The following is a 16,935-nucleotide window of genomic DNA, read 5'->3' as shown; positions in this document are numbered from 1 at the left end:
GGCGCGCCTTGCCGGGCGCTCCGGCCGAGAGGACCGCATACGCATGAAGATCACCCGCCTGCCTCCCATCGTCTCCGACTTCGGCGGCTCCAACCATCCCTATCTCTCGGGGGCCTGGACGCCGCTGCACGAGGAGGTCGATGCGGAGGATCTGGAGGTGATCGAGGGCACGATCCCCGACGACATCGACGGCGTCTACATCCGCAACACCGAGAATCAGGTGCACAATCCGCTCGGCCGGCACCATCCGTTCGACGGCGATGCAATGATCCACCAGATCAGTTTCTCGGGCGGACGGGCGAGTTACCGCAACCGTTTCGTCCGCACCCGCTGCTTCGTCGCCGAGCAGACCGCGGGCCGCTCGCTATGGGGCGGGCTCGCCGATCCGCCGGGCACCTCGCTGCGCCCGGGCTACGGCGCGCATGGCTCGCTCAAGGACAATGCCAGCACCGATGTCGTCGTCCACGCCGGCAAGCTGCTCGCCACCTTCTATCAGTGCGGCGAAGCCTATGCGCTCGATCCCGAGACGCTGGAGGACTTGGGCGTCGCACCTTGGGCGCCGATCGACGGTGTCTCGGCGCACCCCAAGGTCGACGAGCGCACCGGCGAACTCTTGTTCTTCAACTATTCCAAGCACGCGCCCTACATGCATTATGGCGTCGTCGGCGCGGACGGGCGGCTGAAACATTATGTGCCGGTGCCGCTCCCCGGCCCGCGGCTGCCGCACGACATGGCGTTCACCGAGAATTTCTCGATCCTCAACGACTTCCCGGTCTTCTGGGACGAGGGGCTGCTCAAGCGCGGCATCCACGCGGTGCGGCTGCACCCGGACGTCAAGTCGCGCTTCGCCATCCTGCCGCGCTACGGCCGGAGCGACGAGGTGCGCTGGTTCGAGGCCGATCCCTGCTACGTCCTCCACTTCAACAACGCCTATGAGGACGGCGACGAGATCGTCCTCGACGGCTATTTCCAGGAAGATCCGACCCCGCCGCCGCTGGCCGAAGGCGGGGTCGAAGGGCACGAGCATCTGATGGGTCTGCTCGACATGCACAGCTTCAAGAGCCGCCTCCACCGCTGGCGCTTCAACCTGAAGGACGGCTCCACGCGCGAGGAGCGGCTGGACGACCGGATCGTCGAGTTCGGCATGATCAACCAGCGCTTCGCCGGCCGGCCCTATCGCTATGCCTATTCGGTGACCTCGCGGCCCGGCTGGTTCCTGTTCAACGGCTTCGTAAAACACGATCTGGAAACCGGCACCGCGGAGGAACTGCGGCTGGAGGATGGCCGCTACGCCAGCGAAGCCCCCTTCGCCCCGCGCACCGGCGGGCGCGAAGAGGACGACGGCTATCTCGTCAGCTTCGTCATCGACGAGAACAAGGGCACGTCGGAATGCATCCTGATCGACGCCAGACGCTTCTCCGACGGCCCCGTCTGCCGCATCGCCCTGCCCCACAAGATCAGCAGTGGTACGCATTCCGTGTGGGCGGATCGGGCAACGTTTAGCGATTTTTGAGATTGTATCTGCAAGTCAAATCTTATTAAGATGTCTGATAAGGCCTACGATTATAACCGATATGACAGTAGCAAGCCCTAAAATCAGAAGGTAGGATAACTTACCGCTATAGAAATTATTGTATATATGATATGACAAGGCTGTTACGGCGACGGCCAGTAATGTAAGAAGGACGCGCAATATCTGCATTTTTCATCCTACTCTGATCTATCAAACCGGCTGAAATGCGGTTGCAGCGCAACCAGAAGAAATTTGGATGAAGCTCAGCCTATCTCTACGCTGTAGGTCAATTCACCCCTAGGCAGCCACCCCGCAACCGGCGCGAGCGAAGAGGACGACGGCTATCTCGTCAGCTTCATCACCGATGAAAACCGGGGTACGTCGGAATGCATCCTGATCGATGCCAGGCGCTTCTCCGACGGCCCCGTCTGCCGCATCGCCCTACCCCACAAGATCAGCAGCGGCACGCATTCGGTGTGGGCGGATCGGGGCTTTATCCAGCAGACTTGATCCGATCACCAACGGCAATACCGGGAATTGGCACCGGATAGTTCAAAAGCCGCCATCACGATGGCCCACTTGTTGTCGCCTAAGTATCATCAATGAGCCTAATAAGCAGATCGCTGCGTTTAAAAGCAGGTGTAAATTAGTAACGTCCTTAAAAATCATTATGCTCAATGTTGATGCGAAAAGACATCCCGATATTATTCGAAGGGGATGTTTATCCGGCGATCTAGCTATGTAGTAAACACATGTTATCATGCCGGCGATATATACAAAAACTGTTATGATGTACGAAACATGACTAAAGGGTGGTGTGTCATCTAATATCCAGGCACACATTCCGAGCATCGCGCATATAAAGAGAAATATCGCGCAGCCCCTTCTGGCGTCGATCATCGGCGTCGCTCCCGCGGCCAAATTAGGCCACGCTTAGCAATCCAATCAAGCCTCCAGCGCCGCGGTCGCCTCGATCTCGACGAGGAAATAGGGGAGGGCTAGCGCGGCGACGCCGATGAAGGTGTTGGGGGCGGGGGTGCCGCCGTCATAGAATGCGCCGATCTCGCCGAGCACGGGACCGAGCTTTTCGGGATTGTGATCGACGACATAGGTGCGCAGCCGCACGATGTCCGCCGGGGTCGCGCCGGCTTCGGCGAGCACCGCTTTGAGATTGGCGAGCGCCTGGCGGGTCTGCGCAGCGAGGTCGCCGCCGCCGACGACGTTGCAATCCTTGTCCCACGCCACCTGCCCAGCGAGGTGGAGCGTCCGCCCGCCTTCCTGCACCGCAGCGTGCGAAAAGCCGTAGCCGACGGCGTCGTACAGGCCGGCGGGGTTGATCTTGCTGTTGGCCATGTGCGCCTCCGTATTGGCTATTTAGGTCAGTCGACGATCTCGAGCTGATGCCCGAAGGGATCGAGCATGTAGACGTTCTTCTTGCCGGCCAGCGGGCCTTCGGAGATGTGGATCGTCTCCAGCGCGGTGCAGCCGTGCGCTGTGAGATAGGCGATCGCCTTATCGACGTCGTCGACCTTGAGGCCGAGATGATGGCCGCCGCGATCGCAATTGCGCGGCAGCTCCTGGCGGCGATCGTCGGGCTTGTCATACTGGACGAGCTGGAAGTTCATATTGTCGGTGAGCTTGAGCATGGCGAGCGTCAGCTTCGCGCCCTTCACGCCAACATGCGCCTCCATCCAGTCGCGGCCGTCGGCCTCGGCGGGCATGTCCGCGGCATCGAGCGGGCCCATGCGGAACAGCTCTTCCGCACCGATCACACCGCAATAGAAGCCGAGCGCTTCCTCCAGATCAGGCACCGTCCACGAGATGTGATCGACGGCGAGGAATGCGGGCTTCTCGGGGGCGGCGGACATCGGGGCTCTCCTTTGGCGCAAAGTGTGTCGGCGGGGTGAGCGGAGGGCAACGGGCAGCATCGAAAAGATCGTTGCCGCTTGTGCAATCAGCCAATGGGCAATCCGCCGGGCGGCGCGGCGAGATCGCCGATCGGGACCGGACGTGCGGGGAATCGCTGCGCGAAGCCGGGATCTTCGGGGCGGCCTGCATCCGCAAGCCGACGCAGCAAAGTCGGTTCGCAATTGCGCCCCTGGCACGGGCCCATGCCGCAGCGGGTGGCGAGCTTCACGGCGTTGGCGGTGCCGCCGTCGGCGATGGCGGCGTCGATCGCCCCAAACGTCACATTCTCGCAGCGGCAGGCGATGAGGTTGGTATCGGCAGCGGGCCAATAGCCACGGGGGTCGGCGACCGCATCGAGCAGCCGTGCGAAGCCGAGGCGTTTCGCATGGTCGCGCCGGGCGGACGCTGCGCCGCGCTCGGCGGTCTGTGCGTCGATCGTACCACTGTCGCGCGCGATGCCGATACCGGCGATGCGTCCCGCCGCCATCGCTGCGGGCGCGCCGGCGACGCCGGTCGTCTCGCCCGCGACCCACAAGCCTGGCACGCTGGAGCGCATCCAATAATCATGCTCCGCGGCCCAGCCCCCGGCGCGACCGGCGGGCCGCATGCGCGCACCAGCCATGCGCGGCAGCGCCGATTGCGGGACGAAGCCGTAGCAAAGCCCCACGCTGTCGCAGGCGATGGTTTGCGTATCGGTCGTCACCGCTCCCACGCGGCCTTCCCCGGTGATCGCATCGAGCGAGTGTCCATACAGGAGCGGAACCCCGGCACGGCGCAGCGCGCGTTCCGCATGCGCGGCGGCGAGGAGGTTGCGCGGGTGGGCAAGCGCGGCGCCAGGGTGTGCGAGCGAAGTGCGGAGCATCACGGCTCGCGGCTGGGCGAAAAGCACCGCCGCCAGTGTGCCGCCTGCCGCGACGATCTGCTCGGCAATGACGAGCTGCAACGGGTGCGTCCCGGCGAGCAGAATCCGCTCACCCGGCACAATCTGCTGGCTCTTGAGCAAGGTCTGGAGCCCGCCCGCGGTATAGACGCCGGGCAGCGTCCAGCCGGGAACCGGGACGGCGAGATCCTGGCAGCCGGCGGCGATCAGCACGCGCGGAGCGGTGAGGCGCGAGGCGCCCTCCGGACCGGACAGGCTGAGCGCGAACCCGCCGTCCTCGCGCGCCAAGCCCAGCACCGAGCGGCCGCCCAGCCATTCGACGTTGCGCAGCGCCTCGAAGGCGGCGAGCTGTTTCTTCAGCGGACCATATTCGTGGCCTTGCAGCCAGTCGCGGACCCGGAAGGCCGCGGGCGGCCGGCGGAGGATCTGGCCGCCGGGGCGCGGCTGCTCATCGACGACCGCGATGCGGACGCCCGATCCGTCGAGCGCCAGCGCGGCGGCCTGCCCGGCCGGCCCGCCGCCGACGATGACGAGATCATAGGCCTCAGCCATCCGTCACGACCTGCATGCCGCCTTGCACCGCGGTCACGCACGCGCGCACGCGCCGGCCGTCGGGCGCGAGGGTCACCATACATTCGCCGCAGGTGCCCATGTTGCAGAACATGCCGCGTGGACCCCCGTCGTCGCGGAAGCGATCGCGACCGGCGGCGAGCATCGCCGCGGCGATCGTCTCGCCCTCGAACGCGGTCATCGCGACGCCGTCGATGGTGAGCGTCACCTCGGCACCGCGTTGCACGCCCTTCTCGATCCGCGCGCCGCTCATCCCATGAACCCGTTCAGATGCTCGAACCGCGCGGGCGACAGGATGTCGAGCGGTTCGGCGCGCCCGCCCGTCATCGCCTCGGCGAGCAGCCGCGCGATGGTGAGGCCGAGGGTGAAGGCCGATCCGCCGCCCGCGACGTAGAAGCCGGGGAGCCGCGGCACTTCGCCGGCGATGGGTAGCTGGTCGGCGCTGACGGCGGTCATCCCCGTCCAACTCCGGATGAGGTTGAGCCGTGCCACCATCGGCACCGTGTCGATCGCCGCGCGGAGGTTGCCGGCGAGCGAGGCCTCGAGGATCTCTGGACGCGCCGAAAGATCGAACCCGCCTTCCGCCCGCTGGCGCATCCGCGACGGCCAGCCGCCGCCGATCAGGATGTTGCCGGCGTGCGCCTGCTTCATCGACAGCCGCCGCCCGGCATGCTGGATGAGGTGCGGAACTGCCGGCGCGGTGCGCTCGGTCGCGTTCATCAATAGCGCAACAGGAAACAGCGGCATGTGCAGATTGGCGAGCGCGCAAACGTGCTGCGTCCACACGCCGCACGCGACGAGGATGCGGTCGGCGGCATAGCTTTCCGCTTCCGTGCGCACGGTGAAGCCGGACGCGGCCTTATCGATGCTGCGCACGGGGGCGTGCGTCACGATTTCGGCGCCCGACTGCCGGGCGGCTGCGACGAGCGCGGGCGTCAGCGCGCGCGGATTGGCATGGCCTTCGTCGGGGGCATGGCAGGCGGCGAGAATGTGGGGGGCGAGATAGGGCGCGATGCGGCGCGCTTCGTCACCATCGATCAGGCGGCTGTCGAGCCCTTCGGCCGCTTCGCGTCGCGCCTTGGCTTCCAGCAATGCGACATCGGCCGGCGTCTCGGCGACCATCAGCCCGCCGTTCATCGCGACATGCAGGTCGGCGCCGAGCTCCGCCTCGATCCCGCGCCAATCGTCAACTGCAAGGCGGTTGAGCACGACGATCCGCGCCGCCTGGTCGGCCAGCGCATCGCCATGTTCGATGAAGCGCCGCTCGATCTGGAAATGCAGCGATCCCGCATTCTGGCCAGACGCGCCGGCATTGATGTCGCCGGCCTCGATCAGCGTCACCCGCGCGCCCGCCGCGGCGAGCCGCCATGCGGTGGCGCAGCCGATCAGCCCGCCGCCGATGACCAGCACGTCGCTTCGTTTCATGGCACCCTAGATGCGCTGCAGCGCGACCAATGTCTCCCGGATTCGCGCAGCGTCCTGCGCGGTGACGTCGCGCAGCGGCGGGCGGACGTGCCCGCCGGGTAGGCCCTGCGCATTGAGCGCGGCCTTGAGGATCGCGGGGCCGGAGCCGAAACGGCCGACCAGCTCGGGCGTGTACCATTCGTCGAGAATGACGCGATCACGCCGGCCGCATTCGCGCGCCGCGTCGATGTCGCCGGCCCACAGGTGGTTGTAGAAATCGGGGTGCGTCCGGCCGAGCACCGCGCCCGCGCCCATCGTGCCGTCGCCGCCGCGCGACTCGAGCAGCGCTATGCCGTGCTCGTCCATCGCATGGCCGAAGATGCGGACCTGATCGTTCAGGGCGAAGAAGGTCTCGACGAAGCGGCGGAGCTCGCCGGTCGATTGCTTGATCGCAACGACATTCTCCAGTTCGGCGATCCGCTTGAGCAGCTCCAGTGGCATGTCGATGCCGGTGCCCGGCGGCCAGTTGTAGACGCAGATCGGCAGCGGCGTTTCGGCGGAAATGTCGGAATAGAAGCCGACGATCTCGTCTGCGCTCGGCCGGAAATAGGGAGGTGGGGTGACCAGGATGCCGTCCATCCGGCTGTCCGCGGCGTGGCGCGCGAAGTCCAAGACTTCGGCGGCGGTGAAGGCCGTGCAGCCCGCGAGCAGCGGAAGCTTGCCGCCGAGCTGATCGCCGACGGCGGAGAAGAGCCGCTTGCGATCGTCCGCCGAGAGGCTCGGCCATTCACCCGTGGTCCCGGCGATGACGAGGCCGTGCATGCCCTCGCCGTGAAGCCATTCGAGCAGGGTGCCGAGCGCCTTCAGATCCAGCGCGCGATCGGCGTCGAACGGAGTGGTGATGGCCGGAATATAGCCGCGCCAATCGATGCGCGATCGCTTGTTCGTCAAACGCTTGAACCCCCTCCGAGGACGATGCGCCGCGGCGCTCGCCGGTGTGGACGCAAGTGTTGCGACGATCCGGGCCGAGCGGCAAGGGCAACAAAAGACGAATCTCATTGCGTAATCTGCAAACATCGCGCAGCATCGATCCGGGAAGGGGGCGCGGGGTGCGCCGGGGAGACAGAAAGTCAGCGGAGCGCGCGATGTGGGACAATGCCCTGCACTATTTCTATGAGGCCGCGAACCTGGGGTCGATGCGGCTCGCGAGCGACAAGATCGGCGTCGCCGTCTCGTCGATCAGCCGCCAGATCGCACAGCTGGAGGCCGACATGGGCGTCGCGCTCATCGAGCGCGGGCGGCGCTCGATCCGGCTGACCGAGGCGGGCAAGCTGGCATTCGACTATCATCGCGGCCAGCTCGCCGACCGCGAAGCGCTGATGAACCAGCTCCAGGAGCTGCGCGAGGTGCGCACCGGGCGGATCGACCTGGCGGTAGGCGAGGGCTTTCTCGGCGGCTCGTTCACCCAGATCATCGACAGCTTCCAGCGTCGCAATCCGGGCATCTCGGTGACGGTGACGGGCGGCACGACCGCCGATCTCGTCCGCATGGTGCTTGAGGACGAAGCGCACATCGGCATGATCCTCCACACCACCAGCGAGCCCAAGATCCGCACGCGCGCCTCGGTGGCGCAGCCGCTGATGGTGATCTGCGCGCCGACGCATCCCGTCGCCTCGCGCGATGTGCTGACGCTGGCCGACCTTGCTGGCTACGAGCTTTGCCTGCCGCCCAAGGGCTTTCGCATTCGCACGATCCTCAACGATGCGGAAAAGCAGGCGCAGACCTGGCTTTCGCCCAAGCTGGTGACCACCTCACTGCAGATGATGCGGGACGTCGCCAAGGCCGGCCGCGTTGTGACGGTGCTGCCCCGCATCTCGGTGCTGTCCGAGATCGAGCAGGGGACGCTGGTCGCGCGGCCGATCCACGAGGCGGCGCTCGAGCATACGACGATCAGCCTCATCCACCGGCTCGGCCGCCAGCTCGATGGCGCGCCGGCGCGGCTGCTCGGCATCCTCGAAGCGAAGCTCAAGACGTGGACGGAAAGCGATCAGATGGCCGAAGCCGCCTGATCACGCCGCAGCGGGCACCGCGGGCTTGCGCATCCCGAACAGAAGGCAGGCGACGACCGCGACGATCGCATCGACGCCCATCGCGACGAGGCCGTGATCCCATTCGGGGAGGATCGTGTTCCACAGTTCCTGCGCCTGGGGCAGCAGCAGCGCGACATAGCCCGCGACGATCCCGGCGAAGATGCCCGGAGCATTGGCTTTCGGCCACAGGAAGGCAAGGAACACGCCCGGCGCGAGCATGCCGATCGCGGCGTAGGCGGAAAGGCCGATCTCGACGAGCGATCGTGATCCGCCGAGCGTCAGCCACACCGCGATGCCTGCGAAGACGATCATCGACGCGCGCGAGATGAGCAGGGTCGCTCGCTCCGACAGGCCGGGGCGGAACGGCAGCACGACGTTGCGGCTGAAGATCGATCCCGCGGTCAGCAGCAGCACCGATCCGGGCACCAGCGCCAGCAGGCATGCGGTGCCTGCGAACAGGCCGACCGCCCAGGCGGGATAGCTGTCGGAGACGAATTGCAGCAGCACCGCATTGGTGTCGCCGCCCTCGGGCTGCGTCCCGGCGAGCAGCGCGCCGAAACCCAGCAGGATGATGAAGAAGTAGGACAGCGAATAGATCGGCTGCCAGATCGCGTTGCGGCGGATCGTCGTACGGCTCCCCGCGGCGAAGCAGAGCTGGAAGAGGTGCGGCAATATCCAGTTGCCGAGCGCGACGTTGAGCGCCGCGGTCATCAGCCAGACGGTCGAGAGGCCTGCCTCGGGCTTCATCCCCGGGAAGCTGCCGATGCCGGGATGCGTGTCCTGCGCGAGCCGGTAGACGTCGAGCATCGACGAGGCGCCGACCTTGGAGGCGACGGTGGTGCAGAGGCCGACGACGATCAGCACCATCAGCACGTCCTTCACCGCCGCGGCGAAGGCGGCGGAGCGAAGGCCTGCGACATAGACGAAGGCGAGCATGACCGCAGCGGCGATGATCGCGGCGAGCGTCGGCGACACTTCCGGCCCGAGCGTCAGGCGGACGATCAGGCTCAAGGCAACGATCTGGATCTGCACATAGACGATGAGCGCGGCGATGCCCGACACGCCGACGACCACGCCCAGCCACGTCGCCTTGTAGTGATGCGCGAAGAAATCGGCTTGGGTGACGAGATCGTGCTTGCGCCCGGCTTCCCAGATGCGCGGCATCAGCCAATAGCCGATCGTCGCCGACAGCGAGACCGAGGTGAAGGCGAGATAAGCGGGCGCGCCATAGGCCCAGGCGAAGCCCGAGATGCCGAGCACCGCGAAAGTGGTGTAGATTTCGCCCGCGTTCAGAAACCAGAAGATGATGACGCCGAAGCGCCGTCCGCCGACCGCCCATTCGGTCATGCTCTGCGCGCGCGTCTTGCGGTGGCCGTAGAGCATCGCGCCGGCCATCGTGCCGAGGACGATGGCGAGGGTCAGGACGATGACGGTCAATGGAGGTCGCCCGCGGTGCCGGCCGCTTCATCGCGATCGGCGGGCTCCTGCTTCTTGTCGATCAGGAAGACGATGGCGATCACGATCGAGGTGACGATGATCCCCGCCATCTGCCAGACCATCGGGAATGGCAGCGAGAAGGGCCGCCAGGCGACATCGTTGACGAAGGGAACCATCCCGACCTGCCACAGGAAGGGAATGACCAGCAGCCATCGGTGCATCAGGCTGCGCGGGCGCGCGTCTTCACTCATGCCATTGCCCTTCGTTCGCCGCCGGCGATCGCCGCGGCCAGTGTCGTCCCTTGATCGTCGGCCAGCGCCGCGGCGCGCAACCGCGCGACGGCATCGGCGTCCAACGCCGGCGCCGCGGCCATCACGATCTCGAAATTCTTCAGGCCGCGCTCGAACGTGTCGCCATAGCCTTTGACCAGCCCTTGCGTCCGCGCGATCTCGGTGGCGAGCGCGGTGTCGCGCGCGGCGGCATCGCGGATCGCGCCCAGCCAAGCCTCGATCCGCGCTTGCTCCTCGGCATAACGCAGGCTCGCGCGTCGGAAGCGGCGCATGCCGGCGAGGATGCGCAGCATGAGGAACCAGCGCAAGCTGGTTGTTTCGACATGCCGCCCCTTGCGGAACAGCGGCTCGAGGATGCGGGTCAGCCGCGGGCTGTGGAGGATCGCGCGACCGAGGGCTGCGGGCAGCGTCTCGCACACTTCGCGGAGGCGCGGGTGCATGAATTCGGTAACGGCGACGACCTGATCGTCGCTGACGCGCACCTCATCGCGTACGCGCGCGAAGCGGCTTGCGCGGATCTTGAGATCGGCGACGCGGATCGTGTCCTCGTAGCTCATCCAGAGCGCCAGATGCCGCGCCGTCTCCGTCGTCAGCAGTGGATCGCCGAAGCCTGCCACGAGGGTCAGCCGGTCGAGATAGAGGCCGGCATAATCGGCGTCCTGATAATCGGTCAGCCGTGCGGCGCCGTGAAGCGCATTGGGCTGTGCGTCCTGCGGCAACGCGGTGACCCGATCCGCCAACGCGCGGCCTGCCGCCGTCGTCGGTCGCGGCGGCGGCGCCACGGCCTCGCCGGGAAGCGCCGCCTCGGACGTTTTCGCAGCAGCAAGCCCCGCGGAAAAACCGCGCAAGTTCGCGTCGATCGCGATGCCGCCCGCGCGAATCGCTTGCTCATAATCTGCGCGTGCGAACGGCAGCGCGCCGCTCCCCGCCAGCGCGCCGAACATGATCGAGCTGATTACGCTACCCGCACGCGCGGCCTCCGCGTCCATGTCGAAGCCGATGAAGCGCTTGGCCCGCTCGCCGCAGGCAGCGAGGATGCGTTCGCTGGAAGCACGGCCGTCGGCCATCGCCGATTTCTCTGCGATCGCGAAGATGCGGTGCGTGGAGCCGATCAGCGTCGTCTGGTCGCGCGTCACGAAACCGCGCAGGATCGCGCGGCCCGCTTCCATCAATTCGGAGGCGATGACAATGTCGACATCGCCCGGCACCGGCATCAGCGCCAGCACGGGATCGGCGGCCGCATCGTCGGGCACCAACTCGATATAATAGATGGTCGATCCGGTGCGCTGCGCGACGCCCGGCACCGATGTGCCCTGCGCGCGCCAGCCTTTCGCCTCGGCCAGCGCCAATATCCAGTCGGCAAGAACGCCTCCGCCCTGGCCGCCGAGCGCCAGGATCGCGATGGTGATCCGCCGCCGCTCCATCAGAAGGCGCGCGCCGCACGGGCGGCGTCCATCCGCCGCTGCATCCAGCCGATCAGCGCGCCGCGCACGCGTTGCTTGATGCGATCCCAGCGATCGGGGTTGGTAACGATCCGTGCGCGGTAGAAGCTCGGGCAGAGCACCGCCGCGTGGCTCGCCTCGCCGCAAAGGCCGCAGCCGACGCAGCTATTGTCGACGTGCGCGATCGGGTCGCGGCGCAGCGGATCGGGATTGGGTTTGATCGTCAGCGAGGGGCATCCCGAAAGGCGGATGCAGCTATGATCGCCGGTGCAGGTGTCTGGATCGACCCCGAACCGATCACGCACGACGCGGCGCCCAGCCTTGATCGCTTTCGCCTTCGCCGGCTTCTCGCGGCGCTGGCGGTTGAGCATGCACTCGGACGAAGCGACGATGACCTTGGGGCCCTTTTCCTTCGCGGTCAGTGCTTCCTTCAGCGTGTCGCGCATCGCCTTCACATCATAGGTGCGGTCGATCGTCCGCACCCAATCCGCGCCGACGCCGCGCACCGCGCGGGCGATGGGGTGGTTGGTCGCGCGCACCGGATTGGTTGCGCGCGAAGAGAGGATGTCCTGCCCGCCGGTCGCCGCCGAATAGCCGTTGTCGACGATCAGGGTGACGGTGTCGTCCTTGTTGAAGACCGCGTTGCCGATGCCGGAGGTGAGGCCGTTGTGCCAGAAGCCGCCGTCGCCCATCACCGCGATCGCGCGCTTGCCTTCGGGGCGGAAGGCGGAGGCGCCTGCGGAGCCCAGGCCATAGCCCATCGTCGTGTTGCCGATGTGGAAGGGCGGCAGGATCGAGAAGAGGTGGCAGCCGATGTCGGCGGAGACGTGGCTCGGCCCCAGCTCGCGCTCGACCAGCTTCATCGCGGTGAAGATCGGCCGCTCGGGGCAGCCGGTGCAGAAGCCGGCGGGGCGCTGCGGCACGTCCTTGGGCGTGACGGCGGGCGGCGTTGCGGACTCTTCGGGCGGCGCGATCGTGGGCGCCCAGGCGCGGAGGAATTTGGCGACGCCGTCGCGCAGAACCGCGCCCGAATATTCGCCGGCGCGCGGCAGCACGTCCTTGCCGACGATGCGCGTCTGCAGGTCGGCGCGGCGGAGCAGGGTGTTGAGCTCATGCTCGATGAATTCGGGCTGGCCTTCCTCGACGATCAGCACCGCCGATTTGCCGCGGCAGAAATCGGCGACCTCGTCGGGCACCAGCGGATAGGTGACGTTGAGGCAATAGATGGGGAGCCTGGCGTTGCCCTCGATATCCGACAGGCCGACCAGCTCGAGCGCGCGGTTCAGCGTGTTGAACAGGCCACCCTGGACGATGATGCCGACATCGCCCTCCGCCGGCCCGAACCGTTCGTTGAGCCTCTCGCGCGCCACGAAATCCACCGCCGCCGGCCAGCGCTTCTCGATCTTCTCGACCTCGTGGAGAAAATTGGCGGGCGGCAGCACGATCCGCTCGGTATCGCGCGTCGGCCGGTTGGCCGCGTCGGCGACCGTCATCAGCGGCGGCACATTGTCCTTGGCGGTAAAGCGGCCGGTGACGTGGCAGGCACGCACGCGCAGCTCCAGCATCACCGGCGTGTTCGAGGCTTCGGAAAGCTCGAACCCCTTCGCCACCATGTCGACGATGCTGCGAAGGTTCGGCCGCGGATCGAGCAGCCACATCTGCGATTTCATCGCGAAGGCGTGGGTGCGCTCCTGCATGATCGAGGAGCCTTCGCCATAATCCTCGCCGACGATGATCAGCGCGCCGCCCGTGACACCGCCCGATGCGACGTTGGACAGCGCGTCCGATGCGACGTTGGTGCCGACCACCGATTTCCACGCGACCGCGCCGCGCAGCGGATAGTTGACCGACGCCGCGAGCATCGCCGCAGCCGTCGCCTCGCTCGCGCTCGCCTCGAAGTGGACGCCGAGTTCCTTCAGCAGCGGATCGGCGTCGGCAAAGACGTCCATCAAATGGCTGATCGGCGATCCCTGATAGCCGCCGACATAAGCGACGCCGGCTTCGAGCAGTCCCTTGGTGACGGCGAGAATGCCTTCGCCCTCGAAGGTCTCGCCCGCGCCGAGGCGCAGGCGCTCGACCTCTTTCTTGAAGGACCGCTCGGCCATCCGTGCGTCAGTCGGCGACGAGCGCGAGGACGCGGAGCGGGCTGCCCGATCCGCCCTGGATCTTGAGCGGCGCGGCGACGATCACTGCGCCCGTCGGCGGCAGCTTGTCCAGATTCTCAAGGCACTGGAGGCCGTACCGTCCCGCCGCGTGAAACAGCGTGTGCGCGGGATAGGCCGGCTTCAGCAGATGCGCCTGGCCAGCATCGGTGCCGATCGTCTCGACGCCGAAGCCGTGCGCGTCGCGCTCGTCGACCAGAAACTTCACCGCCTCGGTCGACGGCCCCGGTGTATGCGCGCCGTCGTCGCGGCGGTTGACGTAATCCTCGACCGACCGCTTCGACCAATCCGTGCGCAGCAGCACCCAGTGACGCGGCGGGATGCGGCCATGCTCCGCCTCCCACGCTTCGATGTCCGCAACCGTCAGCAGATAGTCGGGATCGGCAGCGCATTGCTTGGATACGTCGATCACCACCGCGGGCGCGACGAAGTCGGCGGGCGGCGCGGTGTCGACGCAATTGTTGTCGAGATCCTTGCCCGTCACCCAGTGGACCGGCGCGTCGAAATGCGTGCCGGTATGCTCGCTGACGGTGAAATTGTTCCAATACCAGGCAACGCCGCGCTCGTCGTAGCGGCTGATCTCCTCGACCTTGAACGGCGAGCATTGGCCGAACTCGGGCGGCAGGACGAGCGTCGGCGTGTCGGGCGACAGCGTCTGCGTCAGATCGACGGTGCGGATCGACCCGCCGGCAATGCCTTGAGCGAGCGATTGCAGGGTCTGGCTGGCTTGGCTGGTCATGCGGATCTCCTTGTGCCCGGACTCGCGCCGGTTGATCGAAAGACTGGCATATTCACTTGCATATGCAACTATTATATCGTTGCCTGCGTGACAACGGGGGCGGGTGATGAGTGAAGGCGAACCGATGATGGACAGCCGCCGGCTGGGCGATCCCGGCACCGCGCTCTTCCATCTCGACAAATACCCCTTCTACCTGCTCAATCGCGCGGCAAGCCGCTACAACCGGATCATCGAAGCGCGGCTGCGGCGGATCGGCGTGGACGTTCCGACCTGGCGGGTGCTGATGATCCTGGGCGAAGCGGAGCCGCGCAGCATCGGCCGCATCGCCGACAGCGCGGTGATCAATCTTTCCACGATGATGCGCATTGTCGAGCGAATGGAGAAGGGCGGGCTCGTCGTCACCGCCGCCAATCCGGACGACGCGCGCGTCACCGACGTCCGGCTAGCCTCTGCTGGGCGCGAGCAGCTCGCCGCGGCGCGGCAGGTGACGGCGCCGGTCTACGCCAAGCTGATCCGCGGCTTTTCGGCGCGCGAGTTCGATCGGCTGCTCGCGCTGATCGGCAAGCTGCAGGCCAATCTCGACGCGATCAACGCGCCGGAGTGAACCCGCCGCCGCCGGCCTTGATCCAGCCGTCGATCTTCGCGTCCAGCACCGCCATCGGCAGCGCACCGGTGCCGAGCGCCTGATGGTGGTAATCGCGCACGTCGAAGCGCTTCCCAAGCGCCTTGGCCGAGCGTTCGCGCAGCTCGCGGAACTTCAGCTCGCCGATCTTGTAGGCGCAGGCCTGGCCCGGATAGGCGATGTAGCGATCGATCTCGACCGCGACGTCGCGCGGCGCCATCGACGTATTGTCGAGCATGTAATCGATCGCCTGCTGCCGCTCCCACTTCTTGGCGTGGAGCCCGGTATCGACCACCAGCCGCACCGCGCGCAGCATCTCCATGTCGAGGTGGCCGAAGAGCTGCATCGGATCGCCGAACATGCCGAGTTCGCGGCCCAGAGATTCCGCGTAAAGCCCCCAGCCTTCCGAATAGGCCGTCGACGATCCGTAGCGCAGCAGCGGCGGCAGCGCCTCGTTCTCGCGCGCCAGGGTGATCTGGAAATGGTGGCCGGGGATGCCCTCGTGCAGCGTCAGCGTCTCCAGCGTCGGGATCGGCCGCGTGTTCAGCATCGACATGTTGAAGAAGAGGATGCCGGGCGAGACGCCGTCGGGCGGGCCGGGGCGGTAATAGCCGGTGCCGCGCTGATCGCCGAGCGCGGGGAGCGGGCGCACCTCGAACGGCGCCTTCGGCCGCTCGTGGAACAGCTTGGGGATCGCCGGCCAGATCTTCGCCTCGATCGCCTCGAACCGCGCGATCAGATCCTCGGGCTTGGTATAATAATATTTGGGATCGGTTCGGACATGCTCGAAGAAGGCCTTGAGGTCGCCCTGGAAGCCGACCTGCTTGCGAACCGCCTCCATGCCGGCGCGGATGCGCTTCACTTCGGCGAGGCCGAGCGTGTGGATGTCGTCGGCGGAGCGGGTCGTCGTGGTGTGGCGCTTGAGCTCCCATGCATAGAGCTTGCCACCATCCTTCATCGCCCAGCGACCGGGCGCCGCCGACGTGGCGGGGAGATAATCGTCGCGCAAATAGGTCTGCCACAGGCGGTAGCCAGGATAGACCTTGGTTTCGATCGCCTGGCGATAGGCGGCGGTCAACCGCGTCCGGTCCGCGGCAGCAATGCCCTCGGGCATCCGCTTGATCGCGGCGTAGAAGGGGCTCTCCTCCACCGGCAGCTTGAGCATCGCATCGACTTGCGCGAGCACATTCTCGACGACGATGCGCGGCTGGACGTAGCCCGCCGCGCGCCCGGCCTTGAGCTGGCCGATCGCGTTGGTCAGATAGCCGGCGAAGCCATCGAGGCGCACGAGCCCGGCCTCGTAATCGGCGACGGTGGCGAAGGGCGCCGCGCCGCTGGAAACGAAGTCGGGAAACTCGACCTGCAGCCCGAAGGAGGGGTTGAGATTGGCCTTGCGCTGGACCTCGAAGAGGCCGTCGTCGAACAATTCGAGCGTCTGACGAGTACGATAGTCGAACACGTCATAGGCAATGCGGTCGACGGCGCTCAGCGCGTTGCGGTTGATCGCCTTCAACGCAGCAAGCTCGCGCCGCTTGTTCGCCTCCAGCGCGCGGGCATAGGCATCGCCGAGCGGATCGACGAACGGCTCGGCGGCGGCATCGCCCTTGCGCACGGCGCCAAGTGGATCAAGCCGCGCGTCAGCCGCTTCGCTCTCTTCCAGCAGAGCACGCAGCCGTGCATCGGGACCACCCTGCGCCAGCGCCGGAGCGAAGGGCAGCGCCGCCCCGGCCATGAGCAGCGCCACCGCGCTCCGCCTCGAAATGCCGTGCCGCATTACCATCCCCTTCGTTTGCCGATGCCGCATTCCTGCGTCGGGGCGGCGGGAATGCAAGAGGCGGCCATCGCCCCGCGCCACTGGGCGGGACGACCGGTCGCGCC

General features: G+C 66.7%; 15 protein-coding genes and 1 pseudogene. 4 read left to right on the top strand and 12 right to left on the bottom strand.

Translation table 11 applies throughout. The features are described from left to right. Positions 1–43: 43 nt before the first annotated feature. Together B9N75_RS04480 and B9N75_RS04475 are read left to right on the top strand one after the other, a co-directional pair. Complete coding sequence (locus tag B9N75_RS04480) at positions 44–1,513, top strand: carotenoid oxygenase family protein (protein ID WP_085217709.1); 1,470 nt, start codon at positions 44–46, stop codon at positions 1,511–1,513. Between the two features lie 321 nt (positions 1,514–1,834). Continuing rightward, positions 1,835–2,023, top strand: a pseudogene (locus B9N75_RS04475) (carotenoid oxygenase family protein); the annotation flags it as partial. A gap of 435 nt (positions 2,024–2,458) precedes the next feature. On the opposite strand, the gene B9N75_RS04470 reads toward B9N75_RS04475, so the two are convergent. From B9N75_RS04470 to B9N75_RS04445, 6 genes are all read right to left on the bottom strand, one after another. Further along, positions 2,459–2,866 carry a RidA family protein gene (locus B9N75_RS04470; RefSeq protein WP_085217708.1) on the bottom strand — a complete coding sequence of 136 codons (408 nt, stop codon included), beginning with the start codon at positions 2,864–2,866 and terminating at the stop codon, positions 2,459–2,461. A 26-nt stretch (positions 2,867–2,892) separates the two neighbouring features. Beyond that, positions 2,893–3,381 (bottom strand): VOC family protein, encoded by a 489-nt coding sequence (locus B9N75_RS04465; RefSeq protein ID WP_085217707.1) that lies wholly within the window; start codon positions 3,379–3,381, stop codon positions 2,893–2,895. 86 nt (positions 3,382–3,467) lie between these two features. Further along, positions 3,468–4,853 (bottom strand): FAD/NAD(P)-dependent oxidoreductase, encoded by a 1,386-nt coding sequence (locus B9N75_RS04460; protein WP_085217706.1) that lies wholly within the window; start codon positions 4,851–4,853, stop codon positions 3,468–3,470. Next, complete coding sequence (locus B9N75_RS04455; protein ID WP_085217705.1) at positions 4,846–5,124, bottom strand: (2Fe-2S)-binding protein; 279 nt, start codon at positions 5,122–5,124, stop codon at positions 4,846–4,848. The genes B9N75_RS04460 and B9N75_RS04455 overlap by 8 nt, the downstream gene beginning before the upstream one ends. Then, positions 5,121–6,296, bottom strand: a complete 1,176-nt coding sequence (locus B9N75_RS04450; RefSeq protein WP_085217704.1) for an NAD(P)/FAD-dependent oxidoreductase — start codon at positions 6,294–6,296, stop codon at positions 5,121–5,123. Before B9N75_RS04450 ends, B9N75_RS04455 begins: the two co-directional genes overlap by 4 nt. Before the next feature lie 6 nt (positions 6,297–6,302). Beyond that, positions 6,303–7,226, bottom strand: a complete 924-nt coding sequence (locus B9N75_RS04445) for a dihydrodipicolinate synthase family protein (protein WP_244552424.1) — start codon at positions 7,224–7,226, stop codon at positions 6,303–6,305. Positions 7,227–7,420: 194 nt separating this feature from the next. Between B9N75_RS04445 and B9N75_RS04440 the strand changes: the two genes are divergently transcribed. Continuing rightward, positions 7,421–8,344, top strand: coding sequence for a LysR family transcriptional regulator (locus B9N75_RS04440; RefSeq protein WP_085217702.1), 924 nt, complete (start codon positions 7,421–7,423; stop codon positions 8,342–8,344). Here the strand turns inward: B9N75_RS04440 and B9N75_RS04435 are convergent, their stop codons facing one another. Genes B9N75_RS04435 through B9N75_RS04415 form a run of 5 tightly spaced genes read right to left on the bottom strand, consistent with a single transcriptional unit; the run spans position 8,345 to position 14,435 of the window. Continuing rightward, complete coding sequence (locus tag B9N75_RS04435) at positions 8,345–9,802, bottom strand: sodium:solute symporter family protein (protein ID WP_244552423.1); 1,458 nt, start codon at positions 9,800–9,802, stop codon at positions 8,345–8,347. Then, positions 9,799–10,053 (bottom strand): DUF3311 domain-containing protein, encoded by a 255-nt coding sequence (locus B9N75_RS04430; protein ID WP_085217701.1) that lies wholly within the window; start codon positions 10,051–10,053, stop codon positions 9,799–9,801. Before B9N75_RS04430 ends, B9N75_RS04435 begins: the two co-directional genes overlap by 4 nt. After that, positions 10,050–11,516, bottom strand: coding sequence for an indolepyruvate oxidoreductase subunit beta family protein (locus B9N75_RS04425; RefSeq protein WP_085217700.1), 1,467 nt, complete (start codon positions 11,514–11,516; stop codon positions 10,050–10,052). Before B9N75_RS04425 ends, B9N75_RS04430 begins: the two co-directional genes overlap by 4 nt. Further along, positions 11,516–13,639 (bottom strand): ferredoxin family protein, encoded by a 2,124-nt coding sequence (locus tag B9N75_RS04420; RefSeq protein WP_085217699.1) that lies wholly within the window; start codon positions 13,637–13,639, stop codon positions 11,516–11,518. Before B9N75_RS04420 ends, B9N75_RS04425 begins: the two co-directional genes overlap by 1 nt. 7 nt (positions 13,640–13,646) lie before the next feature. After that, positions 13,647–14,435: a cyclase family protein gene (locus tag B9N75_RS04415; RefSeq protein WP_085217698.1), complete on the bottom strand. Its 789-nt coding sequence runs from the start codon at positions 14,433–14,435 to the stop codon at positions 13,647–13,649. 106 nt (positions 14,436–14,541) lie between these two features. On the opposite strand from B9N75_RS04415, the gene B9N75_RS04410 reads away from it, so the two are divergent. Beyond that, positions 14,542–15,039 carry a MarR family winged helix-turn-helix transcriptional regulator gene (locus tag B9N75_RS04410; protein ID WP_085217697.1) on the top strand — a complete coding sequence of 166 codons (498 nt, stop codon included), beginning with the start codon at positions 14,542–14,544 and terminating at the stop codon, positions 15,037–15,039. Here the strand turns inward: B9N75_RS04410 and B9N75_RS04405 are convergent. Then, positions 15,023–16,831 carry a DUF885 domain-containing protein gene (locus B9N75_RS04405; protein ID WP_085217696.1) on the bottom strand — a complete coding sequence of 603 codons (1,809 nt, stop codon included), beginning with the start codon at positions 16,829–16,831 and terminating at the stop codon, positions 15,023–15,025. The two genes, B9N75_RS04410 and B9N75_RS04405, sit on opposite strands and share 17 nt — an antisense overlap. Positions 16,832–16,935 lie beyond the last annotated feature (104 nt).

The organism is Allosphingosinicella indica (genome assembly GCF_900177405.1).
Lineage (GTDB): Bacteria > Pseudomonadota > Alphaproteobacteria > Sphingomonadales > Sphingomonadaceae > Allosphingosinicella > Allosphingosinicella indica.
The sequence above is the reverse complement of the archived record's forward strand: the minus strand, read 5'-3'. Positions and strand labels throughout refer to the sequence as shown.

Coding starts and splice junctions, on each gene's coding strand:
- B9N75_RS04480 (WP_085217709.1), top strand. CDS start 44: ATGAAGATCACCCGCCTGCCTCCCATCGTCTCCGACTTCGGCGGCTCC.
- B9N75_RS04470 (WP_085217708.1), bottom strand. CDS start 2,866: ATGGCCAACAGCAAGATCAACCCCGCCGGCCTGTACGACGCCGTCGGC.
- B9N75_RS04465 (WP_085217707.1), bottom strand. CDS start 3,381: ATGTCCGCCGCCCCCGAGAAGCCCGCATTCCTCGCCGTCGATCACATC.
- B9N75_RS04460 (WP_085217706.1), bottom strand. CDS start 4,853: ATGGCTGAGGCCTATGATCTCGTCATCGTCGGCGGCGGGCCGGCCGGG.
- B9N75_RS04455 (WP_085217705.1), bottom strand. CDS start 5,124: ATGAGCGGCGCGCGGATCGAGAAGGGCGTGCAACGCGGTGCCGAGGTG.
- B9N75_RS04450 (WP_085217704.1), bottom strand. CDS start 6,296: ATGAAACGAAGCGACGTGCTGGTCATCGGCGGCGGGCTGATCGGCTGC.
- B9N75_RS04440 (WP_085217702.1), top strand. CDS start 7,421: ATGTGGGACAATGCCCTGCACTATTTCTATGAGGCCGCGAACCTGGGG.
- B9N75_RS04430 (WP_085217701.1), bottom strand. CDS start 10,053: ATGAGTGAAGACGCGCGCCCGCGCAGCCTGATGCACCGATGGCTGCTG.
- B9N75_RS04425 (WP_085217700.1), bottom strand. CDS start 11,516: ATGGAGCGGCGGCGGATCACCATCGCGATCCTGGCGCTCGGCGGCCAG.
- B9N75_RS04420 (WP_085217699.1), bottom strand. CDS start 13,639: ATGGCCGAGCGGTCCTTCAAGAAAGAGGTCGAGCGCCTGCGCCTCGGC.
- B9N75_RS04415 (WP_085217698.1), bottom strand. CDS start 14,435: ATGACCAGCCAAGCCAGCCAGACCCTGCAATCGCTCGCTCAAGGCATT.
- B9N75_RS04410 (WP_085217697.1), top strand. CDS start 14,542: ATGAGTGAAGGCGAACCGATGATGGACAGCCGCCGGCTGGGCGATCCC.
- B9N75_RS04405 (WP_085217696.1), bottom strand. CDS start 16,831: ATGCGGCACGGCATTTCGAGGCGGAGCGCGGTGGCGCTGCTCATGGCC.